We start from the raw sequence: 23,954 nt of genomic DNA, 5'->3' as shown, positions 1-23,954 counted from the left end.
CCGGTCAGACCGGTTTGACGGGCACCCCTCCGGCCGCGGCGCCCAGCAGTGTCAGCCGCACCTCGCCCGGCCCGGAGGGGGTGCTCCCGTCGGACAGCACCGCCAGCGCCAGGGTGTTGGCGCCCCGGGTGCGCACGATGCCGTTCGGCAGCACGAAGGTGTGCTGCGGGCCCACGTCGTTGATGTACTGGCCCAGGTTCCAGCCGTTGAGGAAGATCTGGACGCGGTACGCCCGTTCGGGGTCGTCGTCGAGGACGAGCCCGACCGAGGCGTCGACGCCCGGGGCGACGTCCAGCCGGAAGTCCGTCCGGTACCAGGTGACGCCCTGCCGCCGGTCGCCCGCGGGGAGCCCGGCGTCCTTCCAGTCCCCGTCGTCGTACTCGGGCAGGTGCCAGCCCTCGCGCTCCCCGTGCAGCCCGCCGTTGTTCATCGGACCGCGCACGGGGTCCGGCGTGGTCGCGCCCTGGATACGCCACTTCACCCTCGGGGAGCCGCCCTCGAAGGTGACGGCGGTCAGCCCGCGCGCGGCCTTGTGCGTGTCGAGCGCCTCGCCGTCCATGTCGTGCTGCATCCGCCGGACGAGCACGGACAGCACGTGCCGCTGCTCAGGCTCTCCCTCACGGAGCTTCTTCCGCAGCCGCTCCGGCAGGTCGAAGCCGGCCTCCGCGGTCCACGTGCCCTGCCGCGCCCGCTCCTTGTCCGGCACGGGCATCCGGTGCGTGCCCAGCGGCTCGCCGTCCAGCCAGGCCATCAGCAGGCCCTGCGTGCCCGTGCTGTAGGCCAGGGACACGGACTCGATGCCGCTGTCGCCGGTCCACTCGCCGCGGTACCAGACGTCGCCGTAGTGGAAGCCGTAGTCGTCGGCGAACAGCACGGGCTGCCCGCCGGGCACGGGCGTGGTGCTGAACGTGGTCTCCTTGTCGGCCGTCGTCCAGTCCGAGTCGTCGAAGTCCGGTTCGGACTCCGGGTTCCCGGCCCGCCGTCGCCAGCCGTCCAGGGCGGGCAGGGCCGGCCGGGTCACACCGGGCAGCGGCCGCAGCGCCAGCAGGCTGCCGGAGCCGCTGATCCGGGTGGGCACCGGGCGTCCGTTCCACGTGACGTGGGTGATCCCGCGCGGTCCCCACACCTCCAGGCCGGTCAGCGCGGTGGTGTCCCCGGTGAGGTGGACGGTGGAGCCGCGCAGCACGGCCGACCGCAGCAGTGCCGGCCCGTAGACGAGGAGCCGGCCGGACGGCGTCTCGTACGGCCACAGCCGCACGGCCGTCGCGTCGTCGGCGAACAACAGCAGCATCGGCGTGTCCACGCCGTCGCTCTCGATCCGCACCCGGCTCAGCTCGCCGACGCCGAGCGGAGCGGTGACGTACAGCTTGCCGAGGTTGTAGGCCCACGCGGGTTCCGGGTCCAGCCGCATGGGCGTCGGTTCGTCCGGGCAGTCCAGCACGACCTGCGCCAGATCGCCCCGCCGGCCCGCGAACACGGCGATGTCCTGCCGCCCGGCGGTCAGGCTCAGCATGGGCTGCACGGTGGCGTGCACCAGCGTCCGCCTGCCGAGTCTCAGCCCGGCGGCGATCAGCTTGGCGTCCCGCGCCGGGACCGTGACCGGCACGTCGATTCCGGCATCCGGCAGCGTCGAGGTGACCGTCTCCTCGGAGTCGTTGCGCAGGAGGTAGAAGTGGGCCCCGGTGTCGGGGTTGGCCAGGTGGTAGACCTTGATCCGCTCGTCGGCGGCCTGTACCGCCTTGCCCCGGTTCAGCTTGGCGAGGTCCGGCACATGGCGCAGCAACTGGCCGATCTGGTGCATGGTGGCGAGCTTCGGGGTGGCGTTGCGGGCCTCGTCGAAGGCCGCGCCGTAGTCGTACGACGTGTAGACGACGGGCGCGGGCAGCCAGCCCCAGGAGGTGCCGCCGTACGTCATGTAGACGTTGTGCAGCGTGATGCCGTTGGCGAGGTTGGTGAGGTAGAAGCGCCGCTCGTACGCCGCGTCCCGGGTCCGGCGCGCCTCGGCGTACCCCTTGCCGTCGAACCAGGACCCGCCCCACGGGTCGAACCAGCCCCCGCCGAACTCGGGCACGAACCCTGGCGTGCGCGGACTGGCCGTGGCCCCGCCCTTCGCCCCGCCGGTCCCGAAGTGCCCCCAGTCGGGCGGCACCTCGTCCGGCTCCGGGTATCCGTCGAACCCGTACAGCCAGCGTCCCTTCTCGCCGCCGGTGCCGAACGAGCCGGGCGTCCAGTGGCCGTTCCTGCCCTTGTCGTTGTGGAACAGCGGCACGTCGATGCCGTCGGCGCGGACCTTCTCGTACAGGTACGACATGTAGGCGCGCCCGGAGGGCTCGTCGACGTGCGCGTCGTACTCGTTCTCGATCTGGTAGAGCAGCACCGTGCCCGTGCCCCGCGTGAACAGGCGTTTCGCGACGATGGCGTTCACGGCGGTCAGCCACTCGTCGACGTAGCGCAGATACGTCGGGTCGGAGGTCCGGGCCCGGCCCTCGGTCGCGGTCAGCCAGCCGGGGAAGCCGCCGGCGTCGACCTCCGCGTTGATGTACGGGCCGGGCCGCAGGATCACGTACAGACCGGTCTCGGCGGCCGTCCGCAGGAACAGGTCCAGGTCGCGCACGCCGGTGAAGTCGTAGCGGCCGGGGGCGGGGGAGTGGTGGTTCCAGGCGACGTACACGCTGACCGCGTTGTAGCCGTGGGCACGCATCTTCTCCAGCACGTCCCGCCACAGGGACGGGCTCGGCAGCCGGAAGGGGTGCATCTCGCCCGACCAGATCACCAGTCGGCGGCCGTCGACCAGCAGCGAGTACCGGTCGAAGCCGACCTCGTGCCGCCGGCCGTCCGCGCGCGGAACCGGTGGCGGCGGGCCCGTGGGTACGCTCCGTGCCGTGCCGGCGGAGGTCGGCGACCCGCTGCCGGTCAGCGCGAAGCCGAGCGTGGCCGTGCCGGCGAGAGCGTGGAAGGTACGCCTGCTGAGCTCCAAGGGAGCGCCTCCTGTTGTGCCATGCGATGCGTGGTGCGTGTGCTTGTCGTACGGAGTGCGTGTGGTCGATGTGGTGCGGGGTGCGTGCTCGATGTGGTGCTGGGGTGCGTGTGCTCCATGTCTACAGGGTGACGGCCACCATGGTCCTATGAGGATCTCGGCACGTGCGGACCGCGCGGGACGAGCGGTCGTGGAGCCGGGCTCCCGGCAGGGCGAGGGGCCGGTCAAGGCGGAGGCCGTCGCCACCGCGCAGGACATCCCCCACAAGTTCCTGGAGGGGATCCGCGGCGATCTGCGGCGCGGCGGCGTCGTCGACAGCCGGCGCGGCGGGGGCGGCGGCCACCGGCTGGCCCGGGAGGCCTCGGAGGTCACGGTCGCGGACGTGTTCCGGGCCGTGGACGGGCCGATCGTGTCCGTGCGCGGCGCTGTGCGTGATCCTCATTCCGTCCTCGGGATGTCCTCGGTCTGACGCACTGGTGCAACGCACCCTATGCGTCCGCCGGTACCGGGTGAATTCCCGCCAGTGTGAATGGCCGGAGAGGGACCTGGCCGACCCCTGCCGTCCTGCGTACGATGCGACCGCTCCCGCTCTTCACATCTCCTTCATGGAATGGTCACAGGCCGGGGGTGCGTGTACCTGTCGCTTTGACATGTGCATGCTTATTCAACTTCACGATCCACCCCCCACGAACGGATGGGAGAACCATGGCCGGTGGCCTGCTCCTGAGCGGCGCGATCGCCGCGCTGCTCACCAGCGCACTTCCCGCACAATCCCCGTCCTCCGGGTTCGACGACCCGCCCCCGGACAAGATCATCATCCAGGTCGCCACGGTGAACGGCTCCGGCTGCCCGCAGGGCACGGCAGCGGTCGCCGTCTCCGAGGACAACACCGCCTTCACGGTGACCTACAGCGACTACCTCGCACAGGCCGGCGGAAGCTCCGACCCGACCGCGTTCCGCAGGAACTGCCAGCTCAACCTGAAGGTCCACGTCCCCGGCGGCTTCACCTACGCCATCGCGAGCGCGGACTACCGGGGATTCGCCTCCCTCCAGCGGGGCGCGAGCGCCACCCAGCGGGCCTCGTACTACTTCCAGGGCTCGCCCAGCACGGTGTACAAGAGCCATCCCTTCAGCGGCCCCCTCAACGACAACTGGCAGGCCACCGACGAGACCGACTGGGCCCAACTGGTCTACGCACCCTGCGGAGTCCAACGCAACTTCAACATCAACACCGAGATCCGCGTCAACGCCGGCACCCAGTCGGCCGACAAGGTCAGCTTCATGACGATGGACTCCACGGACGGGGACATCAGCACGGTGTACCACCTGGCGTGGAAGGAGTGCCCGAAGAAGTCGTGACGGGGTGAACGGGGGCGGTTCACCGGGCCTGTGGTCCGGCGGGCCGCCCCTTGTGTCAGCGGATTCGGTCGCCCTCGGGGGTCACGGCGGCGCTGCGCACGGTCTGCTCTCCTGCGGTCGTGACGACGGAGGACACGAGAGTGGTCACCGAGGTTGGATGAGCCATGGAGTTTTTCTGCTACCACCGCGACCGGCCCGGCTCCCTGCCCCTGCGTGAGGAACTGGGGGAGGCACACTGGGCCTATATGGACCGGTACGAGGCGGAGTTGATCGCCCGTGGGCCGACTTTCGCGGATGACGGGGAGACGGTCACGGGCAGCGTGCACATCGTCGACCTGCCGGATGCCGTCGCTGCCCGCGCGTTCGCCTTCGAGGAGCCCAACCACCAGGCCGGGGTCTACCGGGACGTGCTGCTGCGGCGGTGGCGGAATCTGCTGGGGCGGACCATGTGGGAGTTTCCCGGTGGACCGAGCGGTGGGGACCGATTCCTCGTGCTCGGCTTCGGGGCGGGGACGGCCGTCGACCTCGACGTGCCGTACGACCGGGACGATCTCATCGCCTACGGGCCGCTGCTGTCCGACGACGGTGCCGTGTGGGTGGGAACGGCAGCGCTGGTGCGGGCCCCGGACGCGGAGGCGGCGCGTGCGCTGCTGGCCCACCAGGGGCGGTACGCAGGCATCGAGGTGCACGCGTGGGAGTTCGGCGGGCGGCGGTGACGTGTGTCGGGCCCGGCCGTGGACCGGCTGCACACCTGGGGCGTCCCCCACGGCACGGACGCCTCCGACGCCGTCGCCCTGATCGTCGCCGAGCTGGCCGCCAATGCCGTGACGCACGGGCGCGTGCCGGGCAGGGACTTCGAGCTGCGGCTGTCGCTCGTCGGCGACAGCGTCCGCGTCGAGGTGACCGACACGCACAGCGGGCCGCCGAGCCCGGCAGGGCCGTGTGGCGTGGCGCGGCCGGGCACCCTCGACGAACACGGCCGGGGGCTGGCCCTCGTCGCGGCGCTCGCCGAACGGTGGGAGGTGCTGGAACGGAAGCCGGCGCCCGGCAAGACCGTACGTGCCGAGGTCAGATTCCGGCCGGCACCCTGAAATGATCTGCGCCGCAACGGTGTTGGCGATGGCATGACGCAGAGACCGGAACCCCGCCCCCTGTCCGACGCAGCCCTCTCCGACCTGCTCGGCAAGCAGCAGTTCGGCACGCTCGCCACCGTCAAACGCAGTGGCCACCCCCACCTGACCACCATGGTGTACAGCTGGGACGCCGAGTCCCGCACGGTGCGCTTCTCGACCACCGCCGACCGCGTCAAGGTCAAGCACCTGCGCCGCGCACCCCGTGCCGCGCTGCACGTACAGGGCGGGGACATCTGGTCGTTCGCCGTCGCCGAGGGAGACGCCGAGGTCTCCGAGCCCACCACGGTTCCCGGCGACGCGGTCGGCCGGGAGTTGCTCGCGATGATCCCGGCGGGCGCCGAACCGGAGGACGAGGGCGCATTCCTCCGGCAACTGGTCGACGAGCGGCGCGTCGTCATCCGGCTGAGGGTGGACCGGCTGTACGGGACCGTGCTCGACATCGAGGGATAGGGCTGCGGCACGATGAGCGCATGAACGCACAACGGGGCAGCACTGAAGAACCATCGCTCGCGGACCTCGCCCGACGACTCCGCGCGGCGGACACCGGCGGCTGGACGCCGGACGGGGTGAACGCCCTGGCGGACGGGCTCGGCTGGGCCCGGGGCGGCACGGCGGACCGTCCGGTCCTGATCACCGGCCTCTCCTCGGGCGACGCCCGCCTGCGTCCCGTCGGCACCTACGAAGAGCGGTACACCGACGGCGAGTCGTATGTGGAGCTCGCGGTACCGGTGGCGGCCGCCGCATCCGACGCCCCCGCACAGGCCGCCGCCTTCCGCGCGGCCGGCGAGGAACTGACCGCGGCCCTGGGCCGGCCGTCCGTCATGGGGTCGCACGGCGACATGGGCCCCTTCTACGACAGCGGGCCGCTGTGGGGTGCCCCCTTCATGCGCTGGCGCGGCAGCCCGGACACCCTGGAGCTGCGCGCCGGGAAGGCGGGGCCGGAGCTGGTCCTGCAGCCCACCGGCCCGGCGGAGAACTGGTTCTGGCGTCAGGGCCACGGCGAAGAGCACGCCCTCAGCGGCTTCTTCGGCAGCAATCGCGATCCGGCCAACGCCGGCCTCGGCTTCCCCGGCGGCTGGACCGCCCGCAGCTGGGAGACCGTCACCCGGTCGCTGGGCGACTTCCTGGGTGCCCTGCCCGCCGAGGCCGTCGCCCTCGGTGTCGGTTTCGGGATGCCGTTCTACGGGCGGACCGGCGGTGGTGCGCCCCTCCTCTTCGATGTCACGTGCGGCGACCGGCTGTCGATCGGCTGCTTCGCCCCGGACGGCGTCGATGCGGCTGCGCTCGGCTGGGGCACCGTCGCCGAACACCCGGCTACCGCCTCGGTCTGGCGCGACGACGATCCGGTGTGGCGCGTGGACGCGGGAGGGCCCGGCCAGCCCAAGGGCCGCGCCCTCGCTGAGATGCTCGTGGCGACGGCCAGGGCGGCGGGGGTGGCCGAGCCGGCCGGTCTGATCGTCGGCGGTGAGGCCGCGTACGTGGACGGCTATCACGTGACGTACTACGGGTTGGGTCTCCCCACCGGCTGATTTTCCGGGGAACGGCGACAGCCCCGGGGAGGGATTTCCTCCTCGGGGCGCGGTCGTTGCTGCGCGAACCATTGACGCGCAAGGGGTTCGATTCTACGGTCCCGTTCGAACTTGCGATCGCTGTTCGACATATCGGCAGCACTTTCACCCCCACCGCAAGGAGGACCCGCATGAGCCGCACCCCCGTGCGCAGGCGCACCGCCCTGCTCGCACTCCCCGCCGCAGCCCTGCTCGCCCTGATTCCGAGCACGGCGTCCGCGTACCCCAACCCCGGCCGGGTGACCGGTGACGTCGTCACCCACGACCCGTCGATGCTCCGCACCTCGTCGGGCCAGTACCTGCTCTACGCCACCGGTGGCGGCATCGCCAACAAGACCAGCAGCGACCGCACCGCCTTCCGCAACGGCAGCGACGCCTTCTCCAGCCGGCCGGGCTGGTGGCGGAACTACTCCTCCGTGCCGGAGGCCTGGGCGCCGGACATCTCGTACCACGGCGGCAAGTACCTGATGTACTACTCCGTCTCGAAGTTCGGCTCGAACACCTCGGCCATCGGCCTCGCCACCTCCACCACCGGCCAGCCGGGCAGCTGGACCGACCAGGGCACGGTCTACACCTCGAGCTCGTCCAGCGACTTCAACGCCATCGACCCGAACCTCTTCGTGGACGACGACGGCAAGTGGTGGCTGTCGTTCGGAAGTTGGTGGACCGGGATCAAGATGATCCAGATCAACCCGTCCACCGGGAAGCAGCTCTCCTCCAACACCACCCGGCACTCGCTCGCCTCCCGCCCCACCGGGACCAAGGCCGTCGAGGCGCCCTTCATCGTCAAGCGGGGCGGCTACTACTACCTCTTCGCCTCGTACGACACCTGCTGCGCCGGCACCAGCTCGACGTACAAGGTGAAGGTGGGGCGCGCCTCCAGCGTCACCGGGCCGTACCGCGACAAGAATGGCGTCGACCTGATGAAGAACGGCGGCACGCCCGTCCTGGAGTCCCACGGCAGCGTCATCGGCCCCGGCGGCCAGTCGATCCTGAAGGACGCCGACGGCGACCTGATCGTCTACCACTACTACGACGGCAACGCGAACGGCACACCCAAACTCGGCATCAACCTCCTGAACTGGAGCAGCGGATGGCCCGTCGCCTACTGACCCTGCTGGCGGCCCTGCTGCTCGCGCTGAGCTTCGGCCAGCCCTCCGCGAGCGCCGCCTCCTTCTCCAACCCGGTCAAGTCCGTCAAAGGCGCCGATCCCTGGATCTCGTACCACGACGGCAACTACTACCTGGTGACGACCAGTTGGACCGACGTCATCACCATCCGCAAGTCCACCACCCTCGCCGGGCTCTCCACCGCCCCCAGCGTCCAGGTGTGGAAGGGCGACGCCGCCTCCCGCTGCTGCAACATCTGGGCGCCGGAGCTGCACTTCCTCAACGGCCGCTGGTACCTGTACTACGTGGCCGGGCAGAACGTGTCCGACTACAACCCGACACAGCGCAGCCATGTGCTGGAGAGCGCGGGCTCGGACCCCATGGGGCCGTACACCTACAAGGGGCAGCTCAACAGCGCCTGGATGCTCGACCCGAGCGTGCTGAACGTGGGCGGCCGGCTGTACATGCTGGGCAGCGCCAACACCGGCGGGACGCAGAACGTCGTCATCGCGGCGATGTCGAACCCGTACACCGTCAGCGGCGCGTACTCGACGATCTCCACACCGACCCACGCCTGGGAGCGGCAGGGCGGCACGGTCAACGAGGGCGCGGAGGTCCTCCAGCGCAACGGCCGGACCTTCCTGATCTACTCCGCGAGCGGCTGCTGGACGCCCGACTACAAGCTCGGGCAACTGGAGCTGACGGGCTCCAACCCGCTGTCCGCCTCCTCCTGGACCAAGAAGTCGACGCCCGTCTTCCAGCGCAGTGACGCGAACGGGGTGTACGGCCCCGGCCACAACGGCTTCTTCACCTCGCCCGACGGCCGCGAGAACTGGATCGTCTACCACGCCAACGACTCCGCCTCGGACGGCTGCGACAACGGTCGTACGACCCGGGCGCAGAAGTTCACCTGGAACTCCGACGGAACGCCGAACTTCGGCACGCCGGTCAGGCTCGGGGCGTCCCTCCCCGGCCCCTCCGGGGAACCGTCGGCGGCCTCGACGACCTACACCGTCACCAACCGCAACAGCGGCAGGTGTCTGGAGGTGGCGGGGAGTTCCTCGGCCGACGGAGCCAACGTCCAGCAGTACGGCTGCAACGGAGGCGGCAACCAGCGCTGGCGCCTGGAGGACCTCGGCGACGACACCCACCGCCTGGTGAACGTCGCCACCGGCAAGGTCCTCGACACCGCCGACTGCTCGACGGCCGACGGCGCCGACCTGCGCCAGTGGTCCTGGCTGAACAACACCTGTCAGCGGTACCAGTTCGTGGCTACGGACGGTGGTTATGTCCGTATCACCAACAAGGCCACGGGGAAGGTGGCGGACGTCGCCGGTTGCTCGACGGCGGACGGCGCCGACGTACGCCAGTGGTCCTGGCTCAACAACACCTGCCAGCAGTGGAAACTGACGGCGGCCTGACGCCCGAGGGGTGCGGGGACCTGCGCGATCAACCACGAAGGACCCGCACCCGCACCGTCGCAGGAACCACCTACGGCGAGAGGGCGCTACCCCGCCTGCCCCATCCCCGCCGCGTTCGGCCAGCTCTGCGCCGCAGGCCACCCCGTGGCCGGCGCCGGCGTCAGCCCGTTCGTCCCCCGCACCTGCGCCGCCGTCAGGCCCCCACGGGCCGGAACACCGGGCGGCGTCGGCCCGGTGAACGGGGCGGCCATGGGCGCCGGCGCGGGCATGGGCGCGGGCATGGGGGCAGGGACCGGCGCCGGGGCCTGGGCCGCGGGCGCCAGGGGCGGGGCCGGGGCGGCCACCGGCTGGGGGGCCGGCTGTGGCACGGCCTGCGGCATCTGGGGCTGCGGCTGCGGCATCTGCGCCGCAGCCGGCATCGGCATCCCACCGCCCGCACCCGCCGGAACGGCGGACGCGGCGGCGGGGAGCGGCATGCCGATGCCGGTGGCCGGAGTGGGCGCCGGCGCGGGAGCCGGGGCGGCGGCCGCCGCGGCAGGAGCGAACCCCACCCCGCCCGTACTCGCGGCCGGGGCGAGCCCCGGCCCCCCGGCCGCCGTGGCCGCGGCGGGGGCCGGCGCCGCGGCCACGGCGGCCGGTGCCGCGGCCATCCCCACCGCCTGCGCCGCGAGGCCCCGCATGCCCGACCCGTTCGTCTCGCTCACCAGGCGGTCCACGGCCGCCGTGCCCGAGCTGTAGCTGGTCCCATTGCCCAGCTCGGGCACGGCGGCTCCCCTCCTGGACGTCCCGTAGAGCACCTGTTCCAGGCCGGACACCAGGCGACGCACGTCCACCTGGGGGCGCACCACGAGACGCAGGAAGCGACTGGACGAGCCGATCTTGTTGCCGCACTCGCGGACCAGGATCCGGTGCTCGGTGAGCATCCGGTCCCGGACGACGGTGCCCTCGGCACCGACGGGGAGGCGTACGAAGAGGAAGTTGCCCTGCGACGGGTAGACCGTCAGCCCGGGCAGGGAGGACAGCTGGCCGGCCATGTCGAGGCGGTCGCGGCGCACCTGCTGGAGGCTCTGCGCGTATTCGGCGCCGTGCTCCTTGAGCATGAAGACGACGTGCTCGGCGAAGGAGTTGAGGTTCCACTTGGGGAGCATCGAGCGGATGCGGCCCGCGAGCGCCGGGTTGGCGACGAGGTAGCCGAAGCGGATGCCGTGCAGGCCGAAGTTCTTGCCGAGGCTGCGCAGCACGACGACGTTGGGCCGCAGCATCGCCTCCTGCACGACGGACGGTTCGGCCTCGGCGTCCGCGAACTCCAGGAACGACTCGTCGATGACGACCAGGTCGAGGTCGGCCATGGCGTCCATGAACTGCACGATGGCGTGCTTGTGCAGGAAGCCGCCGTCGGGGTTGTTGGGGTTGCAGATGACGGCGACGCGCGTGCCGCGGGCCCGGATGAACTCGGCGTACTGGGCGAGGTCGAGGGCGAAGCCGCTGGACTCCTGGAGCGGGAACATGTCGACCCGCTTGCCGGTCTCCATGGGCTGGTCGGTCCAGCGGCCGAAGGTGGGGACGGGCACGGCGAGGGACTCGCGGACCAGCAGGTGGTCGATCCAGGTGATGAGCTCGGTGGAGCCGTTGCCCATGGCCACGCACTGCGGGGGCAGCTGGAGCAGGCTGCACAGCTCGGCCGTGATCGTGTCGGCGCTGCTCGGGTAGTACGTGATGATGTCGCGCAGCCGGCTCGCCATGTCCTCGAACATGGCCGGGGTCGGGAAGTACGGGTTGCAGGGGATACAGAAGTCCACGGGGCCGGCACCCTCGCCGCCCTCACGTGTCAGAGCCGCCATCGACGGGCTGTGGGCCGCGGTACTGCGGAACAGCGACGTGACGTTGTCGGCCATGGAACCTCCGTATGAGGCGGGCCCGTTGGGGACGGACGGGCCCGACGTTTAAGGGCGGCCCGCGCGGGGGAGCGCGGGCCGCCCTTTCATACGGAGACCACGGTGACACTGTTCAACCGTCGTGAAGACGGTCAGAACTTGTGCTCTATCTGTGAAGACCTGTCAGTGGCCTCAGCAGCCGAACGTGTGGATCGTGGTCGTGCGGTACGTCTGCCCCGGTCGCAGCACCGTCGACGGGAACTTCGGCTTGTTCGGCGAGTCCGGGAAGTGCTGCGTCTCCAGGCACAGGGCGTCGCCCTGCCGGTAGGTGCGGCCGGACGGGCCGGTGAGCGTGCCGTCGAGGAAGTTGCCGGAGTAGAACTGCAGGCCCGGCTCGTTCGTGGCGATCTTCATCGTGCGGCCGGAGGCCGGGTCGCGCAGGGTGGCCACGTGCTCGGGGCGGGCGGTGATGCCCTTGTCGAGGACCCAGTTGTGGTCGAAGCCCTTGGCGGTGACCAGCTGCGGGTGGGAGACGCGGATGTCCCGGCCGATCGGCTTGGCCTTGCGGAAGTCGAACGGCGTGCCCGCGACCTTGGCCAGCTCGCCCGTGGGGATCAGGCCCGCGTCGGTGGGCGTGTAACGGGAGGCGGCGATCTGGAGCTCGTGGTCCTCGATCGTGCCGCTGCCCTCACCGGCGAGGTTGAAGTAGACGTGGCTGGTGAGGTTGACGACAGTGGCCTTGTCCGTGGTGGCCTCGTAGTCGATGCGCCAGTCACCGTGCCGGGTGAGGGTGTACGTCACCTTCGTCTTGAGCGTGCCCGGGTAGCCCATCTCCCCGTCGACGCTCGTGTAGTACAGGTGCAGACCGACGTCGGAGCCCTTGGTGAACGGCTCGACGTCCCACACGCGCTTGTCGAAGCCCTGGGTGCCGCCGTGCAGGCTCTGCTCGCCGTCGTTCACGGACAGCTGGTAGTCCTTGCCGTCCAGGGTGAACTTGCCCTTGCCGATGCGGTTGCCGTAACGCCCGATCAGCGCGCCGAAGTACGGGGTCTTCGCGACGTAGTCCTCGAGGTTGTCGAAGCCCGCGGAGACGTTGGCGTACCGGCCGCGACGGTCGGGGATCTCCAGTGACTGGACGACACCGCCCCAGGAGAGGACCTTCAGGCGGGTGCCGCCGTTCTCCAGCGACCAGCTGTAGACCTTGGTGCCGTCGGCCAGCTTGCCGAAGAGCGTCTTCACCGGCTTCCTGCCTCCCGTGGCGTGCGCCGTGCCGCCGAGCGTGGTGGCGGCTATGCCCGCCGCTGCTGCTCCCGCGATGACCGTGCGTCTGTTCAGTTCCATGTGTGCGGCTCCCGATAAGGAAAGGGCCCCGCCTTCCAGCGGGGCCCGAGCTGACTTACGAACCGACCTTGCGCTTGTTCCACACGTCGAACCCGACCGCCGCCAGCAGCACCATGCCCTTGATGACCTGCTGCCAGTCGGTGCCGATGCCGACGAGGTTCATACCGTTGTTCAGCACGCCCAGGACCAGGCCACCGATGATCGCGCCGAGGACGGTGCCGACACCGCCGCTCATCGACGCACCGCCGATGAACGAGGCCGCGATCGCCTCCAGCTCGAAGTTGAGGCCGGCCTTGGGAGAGGCCGCGTTGAAGCGGGCGGCGAAGACGAGACCCGCCAGGGCCGCGAGCATGCCCATGTTCAGGAAGACCAGGAAGGTGACCTTCTTGTCCTTCACACCCGACAGCTTGGCTGCCGGGAGGTTGCCGCCGATGGCGTAGATGTGGCGGCCGATGATCGCGTTGCGCATGACGTAGCCGAAGCCGACGAGCAGCACGCCCAGGATGAGCAGCACGATCGGGGCGCCCTTGTAGCTGGCCAGCAGCATGGTGAGCGTCAGCACCGCGGCGCCGATCGCGACCAGCTTCAGCAGGAACAGCTTGGTGGGCGGGACCTCCAGGTTGAACTCCTGCTGCCGCTTGCGGTCACGGACCTCCTGGAAGATCACGAAGGCGATCATCGCGAAGCCCAGCAGCAGGGTCAGGTTGTGGTAGTTGGTGTTCGGTCCGACCTCGGGCAGGAACCCGTTGGCGACCTTCTGCAGTCCTTCCGGGAACGGGCCGAGGGTCTGGCCCTCCAGGAAGATCTCCGTCAGACCGCGGAAGATCAGCATGCCCGCGAGGGTCACGATGAACGATGGTATGCCGCCGTACGCGATGAAGAATCCTTGGATGGCGCCCGCGAGCGCGCCCACCGCCAGACACAGGATCACCGCGACCGGCCAGGGCAGGTCGTTCCTGACCATGAACACGGCCGCCATCGATCCGATGAACGCCGTCAGCGATCCGACCGACAGGTCGATGTGGCCTGCGATGATGACCAGCATCATGCCGATCGCGAGGATCAGGATGTAGCTGTTCTGCAGCACCAGGTTGGAGACGTTGCGCGGCAGCAGCAGGTCGCCGTCGGTCCAGACGGCGAACAGAGCCACGATCAGGCCCAGCGCGATCAGCATGCCGTACTGCCGCATGTTGCGGCGCATGCCCTCCATCACCAGCTGCAACAGGCCGTCGGCCGCGGCCCCTCCGCTCTTGCCCGGCGGCGCGGGGGCCGGGCTCTTGGCGGTCACGTCCGTGCTCATCGGGTTACCTCTTTGTCCTTCGTCATCTGACGCATCAGCGATTCCTGGGAGGCCTCGGCCCGCGAGAACTCACCCGTCAGCCGCCCCGCGGCCATCGTGTAGATGCGGTCGCACATACCGAGCAGCTCGGGCAGCTCGGAGGAGATGAAGACGACCGCCTTGCCCTGGGCCGCCAGTTGGTCGATGACCGTGTAGATCTCGTACTTGGCGCCGACGTCGATCCCGCGTGTCGGCTCGTCCAGGATCAGCACGTCCGGACCCGAGAAGATCCACTTGCTGAGGACGACCTTCTGCTGGTTGCCGCCGGACAGCTTGCCCACCGGCTCGAACACCGTCGGCGCCTTGATGTTCATGGACTTGCGGAAGCCCTCCGCGACCTGCCGCTCCTCGTGCTCGTCGACCACACCGCGCTTGGCGACCTTGCCCAGGGCGCTCAGCGAGATGTTCCGGTTGATGGTGTCGATGAGGTTGAGGCCGTAGTGCTTGCGGTCCTCGGTCACGTACGCGATGCCGTGCTTGACCGCCTCGGGGACGGACTTCGTACGGATCTCCTTGCCGTCCTTCAGGACCGTGCCGCCGGCGTACCGGCCGTAGGTCCGTCCGAAGACGCTCATCGCGAGCTCGGTGCGGCCGGCGCCCATGAGGCCGGCGATCCCGACGATCTCTCCACGCCGCACGTGGAGCGACACGTCGTCGCACACCTTGCGCTGCTGGTCGATCGGGTGGTGCACGGTCCAGCCCCGGATCTCCAGGGCCGGTGCCGCGCCCTCCTCGGGCTCGTGCGGAGACCGCTCCGGGAAGCGGTGCTCCAGGTCGCGGCCGACCATGCCGCTGATGATCCGGTCCTCGGTGGTCTCCTCGGCCTTCACATCGAGGGTCTCGATGGTCTGGCCGTCGCGGAGGATCGTCACCGAGTCGGCGACCTTGCGGATCTCGTTGAGCTTGTGCGAGATGATGATCGCGGTGATGCCCTGCTTCTTCAACTCCAGGATGAGATCCAGGAGTTTGCCGCTGTCCTCGTCGTTCAGCGCGGCGGTCGGCTCATCCAGGATGAGCAGCTTCACCTTCTTCGAAAGGGCCTTCGCGATCTCCACGAGCTGCTGCTTGCCCACGCCGATGTCGGCGACGCGGGTGTCCGGGTGGTCGGACAGGCCGACCCGGCGCAGCAGTTCGGTGGCGTGCCGCAGGGTCTCGGTCCAGCTGATGATCCCCCGGGTGGCGTGCTCGTTGCCGAGGAAGATGTTCTCCGCGAGGGAGAGGTAGGGCACCAGGGCCAGCTCCTGGTGGATGATCACGATGCCGCGCTCTTCGCTGGCCCGGATGTCCTTGAACTGGCAGACCTCTTCCTCGAAGAGGATGTCGCCCTCGTACGTGCCGTGCGGGTGGACGCCGGAAAGGACCTTCATCAAGGTCGACTTGCCGGCGCCGTTCTCCCCGCAGATGGCGTGGACCTCGCCCTGCCGGACGGTCAGTGTGACGTCCGACAGCGCCTTGACGCCGGGAAAGGTCTTGACGATCGAGCGCATTTCCAGGACGGGTCCCGCCATGGTCGTGCCTTCCAATCAGTGGTGAATCGTCGGTCGGTGGCGGGGACTACTTGAGGTCGCTCTCCTTGATGTAGCCGGAGTCGACGACCTCCTTCTGGTAGTTCGCCTTGTCGACCGCGACCGGCTCCAGCAGGTAGGCCGGGACGACCTTCGCGCCGTTGTCGTAGGTCTCGGTGTCGTTGACCTCGGGCTTCTTCTTGTTGAGCAGCGCGTCGACCATGTTCGAGGACACCTTGGCGAGCTGGCGGGTGTCCTTGTAGACGGTCATCGACTGCTGGCCGGCGATGATCGACTTCACCGAGGCGACCTCGGCGTCCTGGCCCGTGACGACCGGCAGCGGCTTGCTCTTGGAGCCGTAGTCGTCGGACTTCAGCGCCGAGAGGATGCCGATGGAGATGCCGTCGTAGGGGGAGAGGACGGCGTCGACCCGCTGGCTCTTGTAGGCCGAGGTCAGGATGTCGTCCATGCGCTTCTGGGCGGTGCCGCCGTCCCAGCGCAGGGTGGTGACCTGGTTGAGCTTGGTCTGGCCGGAGCGGACGACGAGCTGCTTCTTGTCGATGTAGGGCTGCAGGACGTTCATCGCGCCCTGGAAGAAGTAGCGGGTGTTGTTGTCGTCGTTGGAGCCGGCGAACAGCTCGATGTTGAAGGGGCCCTTCTTGGAGCCGTCCTTCAGGCCGAGCTTCTCGACGATGTAGGTGCCCTGAAGCTCGCCGACCTTCTCGTTGTCGAAGGAGGCGTAGTAGTCGACGTTCTGCGTGCCGAGGATCAGACGGTCGTAGGAGATGACCGGGATGTTCGCGTCCTTGGCCTGCTGGAGCACGTTGTTCATCGACTTGTTGTCGATCGCGGCGATGATCAGCGCCTTGACGCCCTGCGTGATCAGGTTCTCGACCTGCGAGACCTGCTGGTCGGGGTCGTCCTCGCCGTAGACCAGCTTGGTCTTGTAGCCCTTGGACTCCAGGTCCGCGACGACGTTCTTGCCGTCGGCGATCCAGCGCTCGGAGGACTTGGTCGGCATCGCGATGCCGATGGTGGCGCCCTTGGTGTCGCCTTCGCTGTCCTTGCTGCCCCCCTCACCGCTCTGGCCGCAGGCGGACAGGGTGAGGGCGAGGGAAGCGGCTCCGGCTATGGCGGTGAGAGCGGCTCTGCGGTTACGCATGATCGTCATCCTTGATCTGTGGCAGGGCTCGGTCTGAGGCGCGAAGTCGCTCCGGGTGGTCGTGCCGGAAAGACCGAGAAGAGATGTGTGGGATTGTGCGCGGCTGTGTCGTCTTTTGTAAGGCGAGTTTCCGGAACGTTATGACGAGATTTCGAACCGTTGTAGATCGCCCGGCAGCCGAGAGCCGAGAGGCGCCATGTCGCCGTCCGCGCCGTGGCGGGCCAGGAGGTCCAGGGCGAGCCGGCCACGCCGCACCCGCTCCTTTGCGGTGGCCAGGGTCAGCTCCCGCATGTGGTGCCCGTAGGGGTAGATCCCGGGCGCCTTGGACAGGCCGAACTTCAGGTAGAGCGGCGCGCCGCGCCGGATGAGTTCGGCGACCTCGTACATCCGCACGTAGCCGCCGAGGTCGTCGGGGGCCTCGATGTACATGTCCATCGGAGCGCCCGACACCCGCCGGATCTCGGTGAGGTGATCGAGTGTCAGGTCGCTCGGCACATTGACCGAGTCGGCGCCGAGGCGCTCGTAGACCGCGTACGCGGCCGGGTTGACGGGGCCGATGAGCGCGGAGACCTTGAGCGTGGTGTCGGCCGGGATGATCCCGGCGGCCCGTGCCCGGTGCAGCGTCCACAGCACGCCCTCGTCGGCGACGAGCAGGCACTTGACGCCCAACTCCGTGGCTCTGACGGCGTCTTCGACGCAGCCGGCGACGGCGTCGTGGCCCCGGGCGCGCAGCCCGGCCCCCCGCGAGTCGGTGCGCGTGGATCCGCCGATGTCCCAGGTGCCGCGCGGGCCGGTGAACAGGCAGAGCTCGATGTCGCGTTCACCGGTCGACTCGACCATCTCGGTGATCTCGGCGTCGGAGAGCATCCACACGCCGCTGCCCTGGCTGATCCGGTGGATCGGCACGTCCAGCCGCGAGGCCTCCTTCAGCACCACGGCCAGCGCCTCGGGGCCCTCGCAGGAGGGGATCTCGGTGCGCCAGCGGCCGCCGCCGGGGAAGGAGTGCGGCGAGGCGTCGGCGGGGTCGGGGGCGGGCGCGCTCAGGCCCAGGGCGGTGAGCGCCTGCTCACCGGGCCTACGGGCGGCCGTGATGGGAGCGTCGGTCACAGGAATGTCCTTCGGTTCGATATTTCGGACGAGGTTCGCCGCTCTGGGTACTGCGAGCCCCCGGGTACGGCGAGGCTCGGATGCGGTGGGTGTACGCCGGTACGGGAGCCGTCAGGTTGCCCCCGTACCGGCGTACGTCTAGGGGCGGAGCAGGACCTTGCCCACCTTGGGATCACCGGCTCCGACCAGCTCGATGGCCTGCGAGAACTCGGTGAGGGGCAGCTCGTGCGTCACCAGCGGCAGCGGGTCGAGCAGCCCGGCGGCGAACACCCGCACCGTGTGCGCCCAGGCGTCCGGCGGAGCACCGAAGACGGTGTGCACCTCCAGCTGCTTCACGACGAGGTCCGTCGGGTCGAGACCGTCGGCGCCGGGCGCCGGGATGCCCGTCAGGACCAGCCGGCCGCCGCGCCGCAGCAGACCGGCCGAGATCCGGGCGGCGTCCGCGGACCCGGCCGTCTCGATCACCACGTCGAAGTCGTCGGGGAGTTCCTGGTCCTTCGTCCGGAAGTCCGTCGCGCCGTACTGCCGCGACAGCGCCTCCCGGTCCCGGCGTGTGCCGACGACCAGCAGCTCGGCCGGCGAGTTCGCCTTCAGGAACTGCACGGCGAACATGCCGAGGGTGCCGGTGCCGACCACGGCGACGCGCTCGCCGGGCTGGGCGTTGCCCTTCAGCGCGGCGGCCGCGATACAGGCGGCGGGCTCCAGGAGGGCCGCGGCCGTGAGGTCGCAGTCGTCCGGGAGGGCGTGCAGGAGACGGGCCGGGAGGGTCAGCGTGGCCGCCATCGCGCCCGGCTGGGTGAACCCGGTCTCCTCGTACCCGGCGCTGCACAGGGTCGTGTCGCCCGCGTGGCAGCGGTCGCAGACCTGACAGTTTCGAAAGCCCTCACCGACGACCTTGCGGCCCACGAGGGACGCCGGGACGCCGGCGCCCACGGCCTCCACCGTCCCGGACCACTCGTGGCCCGGGGTCAGCGGATAGCGCACATAGCCCTCGGGGCGGTTGCCCTGGTAGACCTCGCGGTCGCTGCCGCAGATCCCGGAGGCGTGCACCCGCACCAGGGCCTCGCCCGCCTCGGGCCGCCGGGGCTCGTGCGGGACGAGCCGGTGCTCGCCCGGGGCGTCGACGACGACAGCCGTGCTCACTGCGAGCCCTTCGGCTTGCGCTGTTCCCAGCCCTCCGCCCAGAGGTCGAAGCGGGCCTGCTGCTGGGGGAACTCGGCGGCGGCGTCCACGTCCAGCTCCACACCGAGGCCGGGGGCGTCGGAGAGGTGGAAGCAGCCGTCCTCCGGGTTCACCTGCGGCGCGCCCTTGACCACCTTCTTGATCTCCGCGTCGGCGAAGTCGTTGAAGTGCTCCAGGATCTTGAAGTTCGGGGAGGTGAAGCCGACCTGGAGGGACGCGGCGGTCAGCACCGAGCCGCCCACGTTGTGGGGAGCCACCAGCATGTAGTGGGTCTCGGCGGTCGCGGCGAGCTTCCTGGTCTCCCAGATTCCACCGATATGGCCGACGTCCGGCTGGATGATGTCGACGGCCTGGCTCTCGAACAGCTCCCGGAACTCGATCCGGTCGTGGATGCGCTCACCGGTGGCGACCGGCATGTCGACCTTGGCGGCGACCTTCTCCAGCGCCTTCAGGTTCTCCGGCGGGACCGGCTCCTCCAGCCACGCAGGCTTGAACGGCGCCAGCTCCTTGGCCAGGCGCACGGCCGTGGCGGGGGAGAAGCGGCCGTGCATCTCCAGCATCAGCTCGGCCTCGGGGCCGATGGCGTCGCGGACCGCCTCGATCAGGGAGACGGCGTACAGGGTCTGCTGGTGGTCCAGCTCGAAGTGGCCGGTGCCGAAGGGGTCGATCTTGAGCGCCCGGTAACCGCGCTCCATCACGCCCTGGGCGGCCTTGTGGTAGGCCTCCGGCGTCCGCTCGGTGGTGTACCAGCCGTTGGCGTACGCCTTGACCTTGTCGGTGACCTTGCCGCCCAGCAGCTGCCAGACGGGGACGCCCAGGGCCTTGCCCTTGATGTCCCAGCACGCCATCTCGATCACGGCGATACCGGACATCACGATCTCGCCCGCACGGCCGTAGTCGCCGTACTTCATCCGCTTGACGAGGTCCTCGACAGCGAACGGGTCCGAGCCGAGAATGTGATTGGCCTCGGCCTCCCTCAGGTAGCCGAGAAGGGCGTCGGTGTGTCCCAGCATCCGGGTCTCGCCGACTCCGGTGATGCCCTCGTCGGTGTGCACCTGGACGTACGTCAGGTTGCGCCACGGCGTCCCGACCACGTGTGTGCTGATTCCGGTGATGCGCACGGCGGTTGTCCCTCGCAGGTTCGTCGGCTCAGTTTCCGTCAGTGTTCCGTCCGTGGGCCATGTTCGAAATTTCGGCACACGTTCGAAATGCTGGCGTGACAGTAAGGATTCGGCGGCAAGGGTGTCAATGGGTCGCGCGCATAACGGTTTCGACAGTTTCGAAACCAGGGGTGAGGTGTGTCCCTACAGAACCTTCACAGCTGGATCTAGGAACGTGACCTGCGCGGAACTTAATCTTCCCGCGAGATGGACTACTGCGACCCGTGCCGACGGCACCTCAACGGCGCCCTGGCCTGCCCGGGGTGCGGCACCTCGGCCGAAACGCTGCGCCGTTCGCGCGAGCCGGAGTACGGCGCGGGACCGGCAGGGCCGGGACCGGACGGGCCGGATGCCTCCGCTGACGGATACGGCGACGACCCGTACGACGGCACACGCGGCGACGACGGTGACGTCGGTGAAGACGCCGGTGAGGGCGACGACGAGCACCTGGGGCGCGCCGCCCGGCGGCGTGGGCGTGGCCGCGGCCCGGCCGCCGAAGGGCCGGGCGGGGCGAGCCGACGGGACCGCAAGGCCGCGGCACACCGTCGGCGACGGCGCCGGACCCTGTTCGTGGCAGCCGGGTTCGTGCTGGCGGCGGGCGGCCTGAGCCTCGCGGAACTCGGCATGGACGCCCCCAGCTCGACGCCGACGCCGGCCGCGGCCGGAGGTGAGTCGGCGGACGGGGACGCCTCGGTCGAGGCGGGGAAGCCGGGCAGCGGTCCGGGCGGGAAGGCCGCCGGGGCTGAAGGCCCGGCAGGCTCGCCCTCGCCGGAGGCGTCTGACTCTCCGTCCGCTTCCGCATCCCCCGACGACGAGGAGTCGAAGTCCCCGGAGGGCGACGAACCGTCGAAGGACCCCGAGTCGGCCACGGCGGGCGCCGCCCCCAGCCGCCCGGCATCCGCTCCCACCGCGGCCCCGCCGCCCCCGGACCCGGCCCCGACGTCGGACCCGACCACCCAGCCCCCGCAACCGGAACCGTCCCCGTCCGAGCCTTGCAAGCGGTTCCTCTGGTGGTGCACCTAGGCCCCCTGACCGGGCGTCCGCAACCGGCGCCTGGCCGCTGATCGCTCGTCACCTCGGCCCGCCCACCCGGGAGTTCACTCGTTGCCGAGCGGTCTGTACTCGCTCCCGACTGACCCGACACGCGCGCCGACCTGGACCAGATGGTCGCCGCGATGACGGGTGAACGTGACAAGTCGCCTTGCGCGCCAGGAAGTCGCCCCCGGGCGGGTGACCGGCAGCCGCCGGCCTTCACCTTCCTGTTCTTCACGGGCATGTGGCTGTCCAGGACCGTGCAGCCCCCGTACTTCGAGCGCCACGGACACCTGGTGGCCTTCGGATGTCGTACACGGCGATGGCCGTCGCAGGCGCGGCGTCGGTCTTCACCGGGCGGCTTGCGGACCGCTGGGGCGGCCGGCCCGTCTTCGGCGGGCGCGCTGCTCTACGCGGCGGGCATGGCGCTGCGGGTCGCAGGGCGCTGGGGGTCGTGCACGCGCTGCCCGTCGTCGCCGTGCTGTCCGGCTTCGTGGCCGGCCTCGGCGCATCCCCGGGACGGCCCGCCCTCAGCCCATCATCCGCCGCAGCGTGTCCCGCAACGCCACGCGTTCGGCCTCGGAGAGCCCCGCCAGGGGTTCCCCTGCGAACCGCAGCGACTCCCGCAGGCTCCGGGCCACCCTTCGGCCCTCGGCCGTGGCCGCCGCCACCTTCACGCGGCGGTCGGCGGGGTCCGGCCGCCGCTCGACGAGCCCTCGCGCCTCCAGCCGGTCCACGATCCCCGTCACATTGGACGGCTCGCACTTCAGCTGCCGGGCCAGCCTGCGCATCGGCAGCGGTTCGAGGCACAGCAGGCTCAGCAGCCGCGCCTGCGCGCCGGTCAGGGCATGGTCCGCCGCCGCCGACTCGTAGTCCTCGTGGAACCGCGCCACGACCTCCCCGATCAGCTCGACGACCTCAATGGTCAGCGGATCCGGGCGCTTGGTCATGTCTTGGGGCGTCGGTGTGGTGGAGGCCATGCCATCGAGGGTACCCGCTTATTTGACAACCTGAAATTTTCAGGAGCATGGTTGTTTCAGGTACTGAAACATTCGCATCGAGTCAGTGAGGTAAGGCGCATCATGACCGACACCCCCACCCTCCCCGCCGTCAGCCGCGAGTGGCACCTGGTGAGCCGCCCCGTCGGCTGGCCGAAGCCCGAGGACTTCGCCTTCGTCGAGGCGGAGGTCCCGCAGCCGGGTGAGGGGCAGGTCCTCGTCCGGAACAAGTACCTCTCCGTGGACCCGTACATGCGCGGCCGGATGAGCGACGCGAAGTCCTACGCCGCCCCGTTCGAGCTCGGCAAGGTCATGCAGGGCGGTGCCGTCGGCGAGGTCGTGGCCTCGAACGCCGAGGGTCTGTCCGTCGGGGATCACGTCCTGCACTTCTTCGGGTGGCGCGAGTACGCGGTCGTCGGCGCGAAGAACGCCGTGAAGGTGGACGCGCAGGCCGCGCCGCTGTCGACGTACCTCGGTGTGCTGGGCATGACCGGCCTCACCGCCTACGCGGGCCTGCTGCGGACCGCCGCCTTCAAGGAGGGCGACACCGTCTTCGTGTCCGGTGCCGCCGGCGCCGTGGGCGGCCAGGTCGGGCAGATCGCCAAGCTGAAGGGTGCCTCGCGGGTCATCGGCTCCGCCGGGTCGGACGAGAAGGTGAAGCTCCTCACGGAGGAGTACGGCTTCGACGCCGCCTTCAACTACAAGGACGGACCCGTCGCCCAGCAGCTGCGCGCCGCCGCCCCGGACGGGATCGACGTCTACTTCGACAACGTCGGCGGTGACCACCTGGAGGCGGCCATCGGCTCCCTCAACGAGGGCGGCCGGATCACCGTCTGCGGCATGATCTCCGTCTACAACGACACCGAGCCCGCCCCGGGCCCGAAGAACCTCGCCCGCCTGATCGCGACCCGCGGCCGCATCGAGGGCTTCCTGGTCGGGGACCACTACGACCTGCAGCCGCAATTCGTGCAGGAAGTCGCCCCCTGGGTCGCCTCCGGCGAGCTGAAGTACCGGGAGACCGTCGTCGAGGGCATCGAGAACAACCTGGAGGCGTTCCTGGGTGTTCTGCGCGGCGACAACACCGGGAAGATGATCGTCAAGCTCTGACGTCTTCTGCCAGTTTTCGGTATGCGGTAAGTTTTTTCCGAATCCGCTCGGCCCGGGCGCGAGCCGCGGCGGACGACCGAAGGAACACAACCGCATGCCGATCCAGCAGTCCGACGTCCTGTACACCGCCGTCGCCACCGCCGAGAACGGGCGCGACGGGCGGGTCGCCACCGACGACGGCAGGCTCGACGTCGTCGTCAACCCGCCGAAGGAGATGGGCGGCAGCGGCGCCGGGACCAACCCGGAGCAGCTGTTCGCCGCCGGCTACAGCGCCTGCTTCCAGGGAGCCCTCGGCGTCGTCGCCCGTGAGGAGGGCGCCGACCTCACCGGTTCGACCGTCACCGCCAAGGTCGGCCTCGGCAAGAACGGGGACGGTTTCGGGATCATCGTCGAGATCTCGGCCGACATCCCCAGGGTGGACCGTGGGGTCGCCCGCTCACTGATCGAGAAGGCCCACGGTGTCTGCCCGTACTCGAAGGCGACCCGCGGCGACATCACCGTGACGCTGGTCTGACCCCAGTCGTTGCGTACGCGGAGGCCGCACCCTTGGACGTGGGGTGCGGCCTCCGCCCGCGTCCGG

20 protein-coding genes and 1 pseudogene are annotated in these 23,954 nt (G+C 70.0%); 11 read left to right on the top strand and 10 right to left on the bottom strand.

Going from position 1 to position 23,954, the window contains the following annotated elements; translation table 11 throughout:
• Positions 1-4: 4 nt before the first annotated feature.
• Positions 5-2,977: a glycoside hydrolase family 35 protein gene (locus tag A4E84_RS12605; protein ID WP_062926659.1), complete on the bottom strand. Its 2,973-nt coding sequence runs from the start codon at positions 2,975-2,977 to the stop codon at positions 5-7.
• Positions 2,978-3,125: 148 nt separating this feature from the next.
• On the opposite strand from A4E84_RS12605, the pseudogene A4E84_RS12600 reads away from it, so the two are divergent.
• The 8 genes and pseudogenes from A4E84_RS12600 to A4E84_RS12565 all read left to right on the top strand — a co-directional run.
• Positions 3,126-3,401: pseudogene (locus A4E84_RS12600) on the top strand (RrF2 family transcriptional regulator); the annotation flags it as partial.
• Between the two features lie 281 nt (positions 3,402-3,682).
• Positions 3,683-4,336: a DUF4360 domain-containing protein gene (locus A4E84_RS12595; protein ID WP_062926658.1), complete on the top strand. Its 654-nt coding sequence runs from the start codon at positions 3,683-3,685 to the stop codon at positions 4,334-4,336.
• A gap of 164 nt (positions 4,337-4,500) precedes the next feature.
• Positions 4,501-5,052, top strand: a complete 552-nt coding sequence (locus A4E84_RS12590; protein WP_062926657.1) for a YciI family protein — start codon at positions 4,501-4,503, stop codon at positions 5,050-5,052.
• Positions 5,053-5,055: 3 nt separating this feature from the next.
• Positions 5,056-5,427 (top strand): ATP-binding protein, encoded by a 372-nt coding sequence (locus tag A4E84_RS12585; protein ID WP_062926656.1) that lies wholly within the window; start codon positions 5,056-5,058, stop codon positions 5,425-5,427.
• 33 nt (positions 5,428-5,460) lie between these two features.
• A complete protein-coding gene (locus A4E84_RS12580) occupies positions 5,461-5,919 on the top strand; it encodes a pyridoxamine 5'-phosphate oxidase family protein (protein ID WP_062926655.1) in 459 nt (152 codons plus the stop codon).
• A 20-nt stretch (positions 5,920-5,939) separates the two neighbouring features.
• A complete protein-coding gene (locus tag A4E84_RS12575; RefSeq protein WP_062926654.1) occupies positions 5,940-6,998 on the top strand; it encodes a hypothetical protein in 1,059 nt (352 codons plus the stop codon).
• 170 nt (positions 6,999-7,168) lie between these two features.
• Positions 7,169-8,149, top strand: coding sequence for an arabinan endo-1,5-alpha-L-arabinosidase (locus A4E84_RS12570; protein WP_062926653.1), 981 nt, complete (start codon positions 7,169-7,171; stop codon positions 8,147-8,149).
• Complete coding sequence (locus A4E84_RS12565; RefSeq protein WP_062926652.1) at positions 8,131-9,567, top strand: family 43 glycosylhydrolase; 1,437 nt, start codon at positions 8,131-8,133, stop codon at positions 9,565-9,567. The genes A4E84_RS12570 and A4E84_RS12565 overlap by 19 nt, the downstream gene beginning before the upstream one ends.
• Positions 9,568-9,653: 86 nt before the next feature.
• Here A4E84_RS12565 and A4E84_RS12560 read toward each other — a convergent pair whose 3' ends face one another.
• The 8 genes from A4E84_RS12560 to A4E84_RS12525 form a co-directional block, all read right to left on the bottom strand.
• Complete coding sequence (locus A4E84_RS12560) at positions 9,654-11,462, bottom strand: pyridoxal phosphate-dependent aminotransferase (protein WP_062926651.1); 1,809 nt, start codon at positions 11,460-11,462, stop codon at positions 9,654-9,656.
• Positions 11,463-11,633: 171 nt separating this feature from the next.
• Positions 11,634-12,782 carry an aldose epimerase family protein gene (locus tag A4E84_RS12555; protein WP_062926650.1) on the bottom strand — a complete coding sequence of 383 codons (1,149 nt, stop codon included), beginning with the start codon at positions 12,780-12,782 and terminating at the stop codon, positions 11,634-11,636.
• Between the two features lie 55 nt (positions 12,783-12,837).
• Positions 12,838-14,082, bottom strand: a complete 1,245-nt coding sequence (gene mmsB, locus A4E84_RS12550) for a multiple monosaccharide ABC transporter permease (RefSeq protein ID WP_062926649.1) — start codon at positions 14,080-14,082, stop codon at positions 12,838-12,840.
• The gene (mmsA, locus tag A4E84_RS12545; RefSeq protein ID WP_062926648.1) at positions 14,079-15,629 is read right to left on the bottom strand and encodes a multiple monosaccharide ABC transporter ATP-binding protein; all 1,551 of its coding nucleotides are present in this window, start codon (positions 15,627-15,629) and stop codon (positions 14,079-14,081) included. Before mmsA ends, mmsB begins: the two co-directional genes overlap by 4 nt.
• Before the next feature lie 46 nt (positions 15,630-15,675).
• Positions 15,676-16,788, bottom strand: coding sequence for a multiple monosaccharide ABC transporter substrate-binding protein (gene chvE, locus A4E84_RS12540; RefSeq protein WP_418082196.1), 1,113 nt, complete (start codon positions 16,786-16,788; stop codon positions 15,676-15,678).
• A 138-nt stretch (positions 16,789-16,926) separates the two neighbouring features.
• Positions 16,927-17,895, bottom strand: coding sequence for a hypothetical protein (locus tag A4E84_RS12535; protein WP_062926646.1), 969 nt, complete (start codon positions 17,893-17,895; stop codon positions 16,927-16,929).
• A 138-nt stretch (positions 17,896-18,033) separates the two neighbouring features.
• A complete protein-coding gene (locus A4E84_RS12530) occupies positions 18,034-19,038 on the bottom strand; it encodes a zinc-dependent alcohol dehydrogenase (RefSeq protein WP_062926645.1) in 1,005 nt (334 codons plus the stop codon).
• Entirely contained in the window at positions 19,035-20,198 is a 1,164-nt protein-coding gene (locus A4E84_RS12525) for a mandelate racemase/muconate lactonizing enzyme family protein (protein ID WP_033306141.1), read from the bottom strand. The genes A4E84_RS12530 and A4E84_RS12525 overlap by 4 nt, the downstream gene beginning before the upstream one ends.
• 246 nt (positions 20,199-20,444) lie before the next feature.
• Between A4E84_RS12525 and A4E84_RS43225 the strand changes: the two genes are divergently transcribed.
• Positions 20,445-21,260, top strand: a complete 816-nt coding sequence (locus A4E84_RS43225) for an SCO2400 family protein (RefSeq protein WP_062926644.1) — start codon at positions 20,445-20,447, stop codon at positions 21,258-21,260.
• Between the two features lie 539 nt (positions 21,261-21,799).
• On the opposite strand, the gene A4E84_RS12515 is transcribed toward A4E84_RS43225, so the two are convergent.
• On the bottom strand, positions 21,800-22,249 hold the full coding sequence (locus tag A4E84_RS12515) for a MarR family winged helix-turn-helix transcriptional regulator (protein ID WP_062926643.1): 450 nt from the start codon (positions 22,247-22,249) through the stop codon (positions 21,800-21,802).
• Positions 22,250-22,351: 102 nt separating this feature from the next.
• Between A4E84_RS12515 and A4E84_RS12510 the strand changes: the two genes are divergently transcribed.
• Both A4E84_RS12510 and A4E84_RS12505 read left to right on the top strand, forming a co-directional pair.
• Complete coding sequence (locus A4E84_RS12510; protein ID WP_062926642.1) at positions 22,352-23,374, top strand: NADP-dependent oxidoreductase; 1,023 nt, start codon at positions 22,352-22,354, stop codon at positions 23,372-23,374.
• A gap of 94 nt (positions 23,375-23,468) precedes the next feature.
• Positions 23,469-23,888: an organic hydroperoxide resistance protein gene (locus A4E84_RS12505; RefSeq protein WP_062926641.1), complete on the top strand. Its 420-nt coding sequence runs from the start codon at positions 23,469-23,471 to the stop codon at positions 23,886-23,888.
• The last annotated feature ends 66 nt before the right edge of the window (positions 23,889-23,954 follow it).

Origin of the sequence: Streptomyces qaidamensis, assembly GCF_001611795.1 — a bacterium.
GTDB lineage: Bacteria > Actinomycetota > Actinomycetes > Streptomycetales > Streptomycetaceae > Streptomyces > Streptomyces qaidamensis.
Note: the sequence above shows the minus strand (reverse complement) of the source record. Positions and strands in the feature narration are given on the sequence as shown.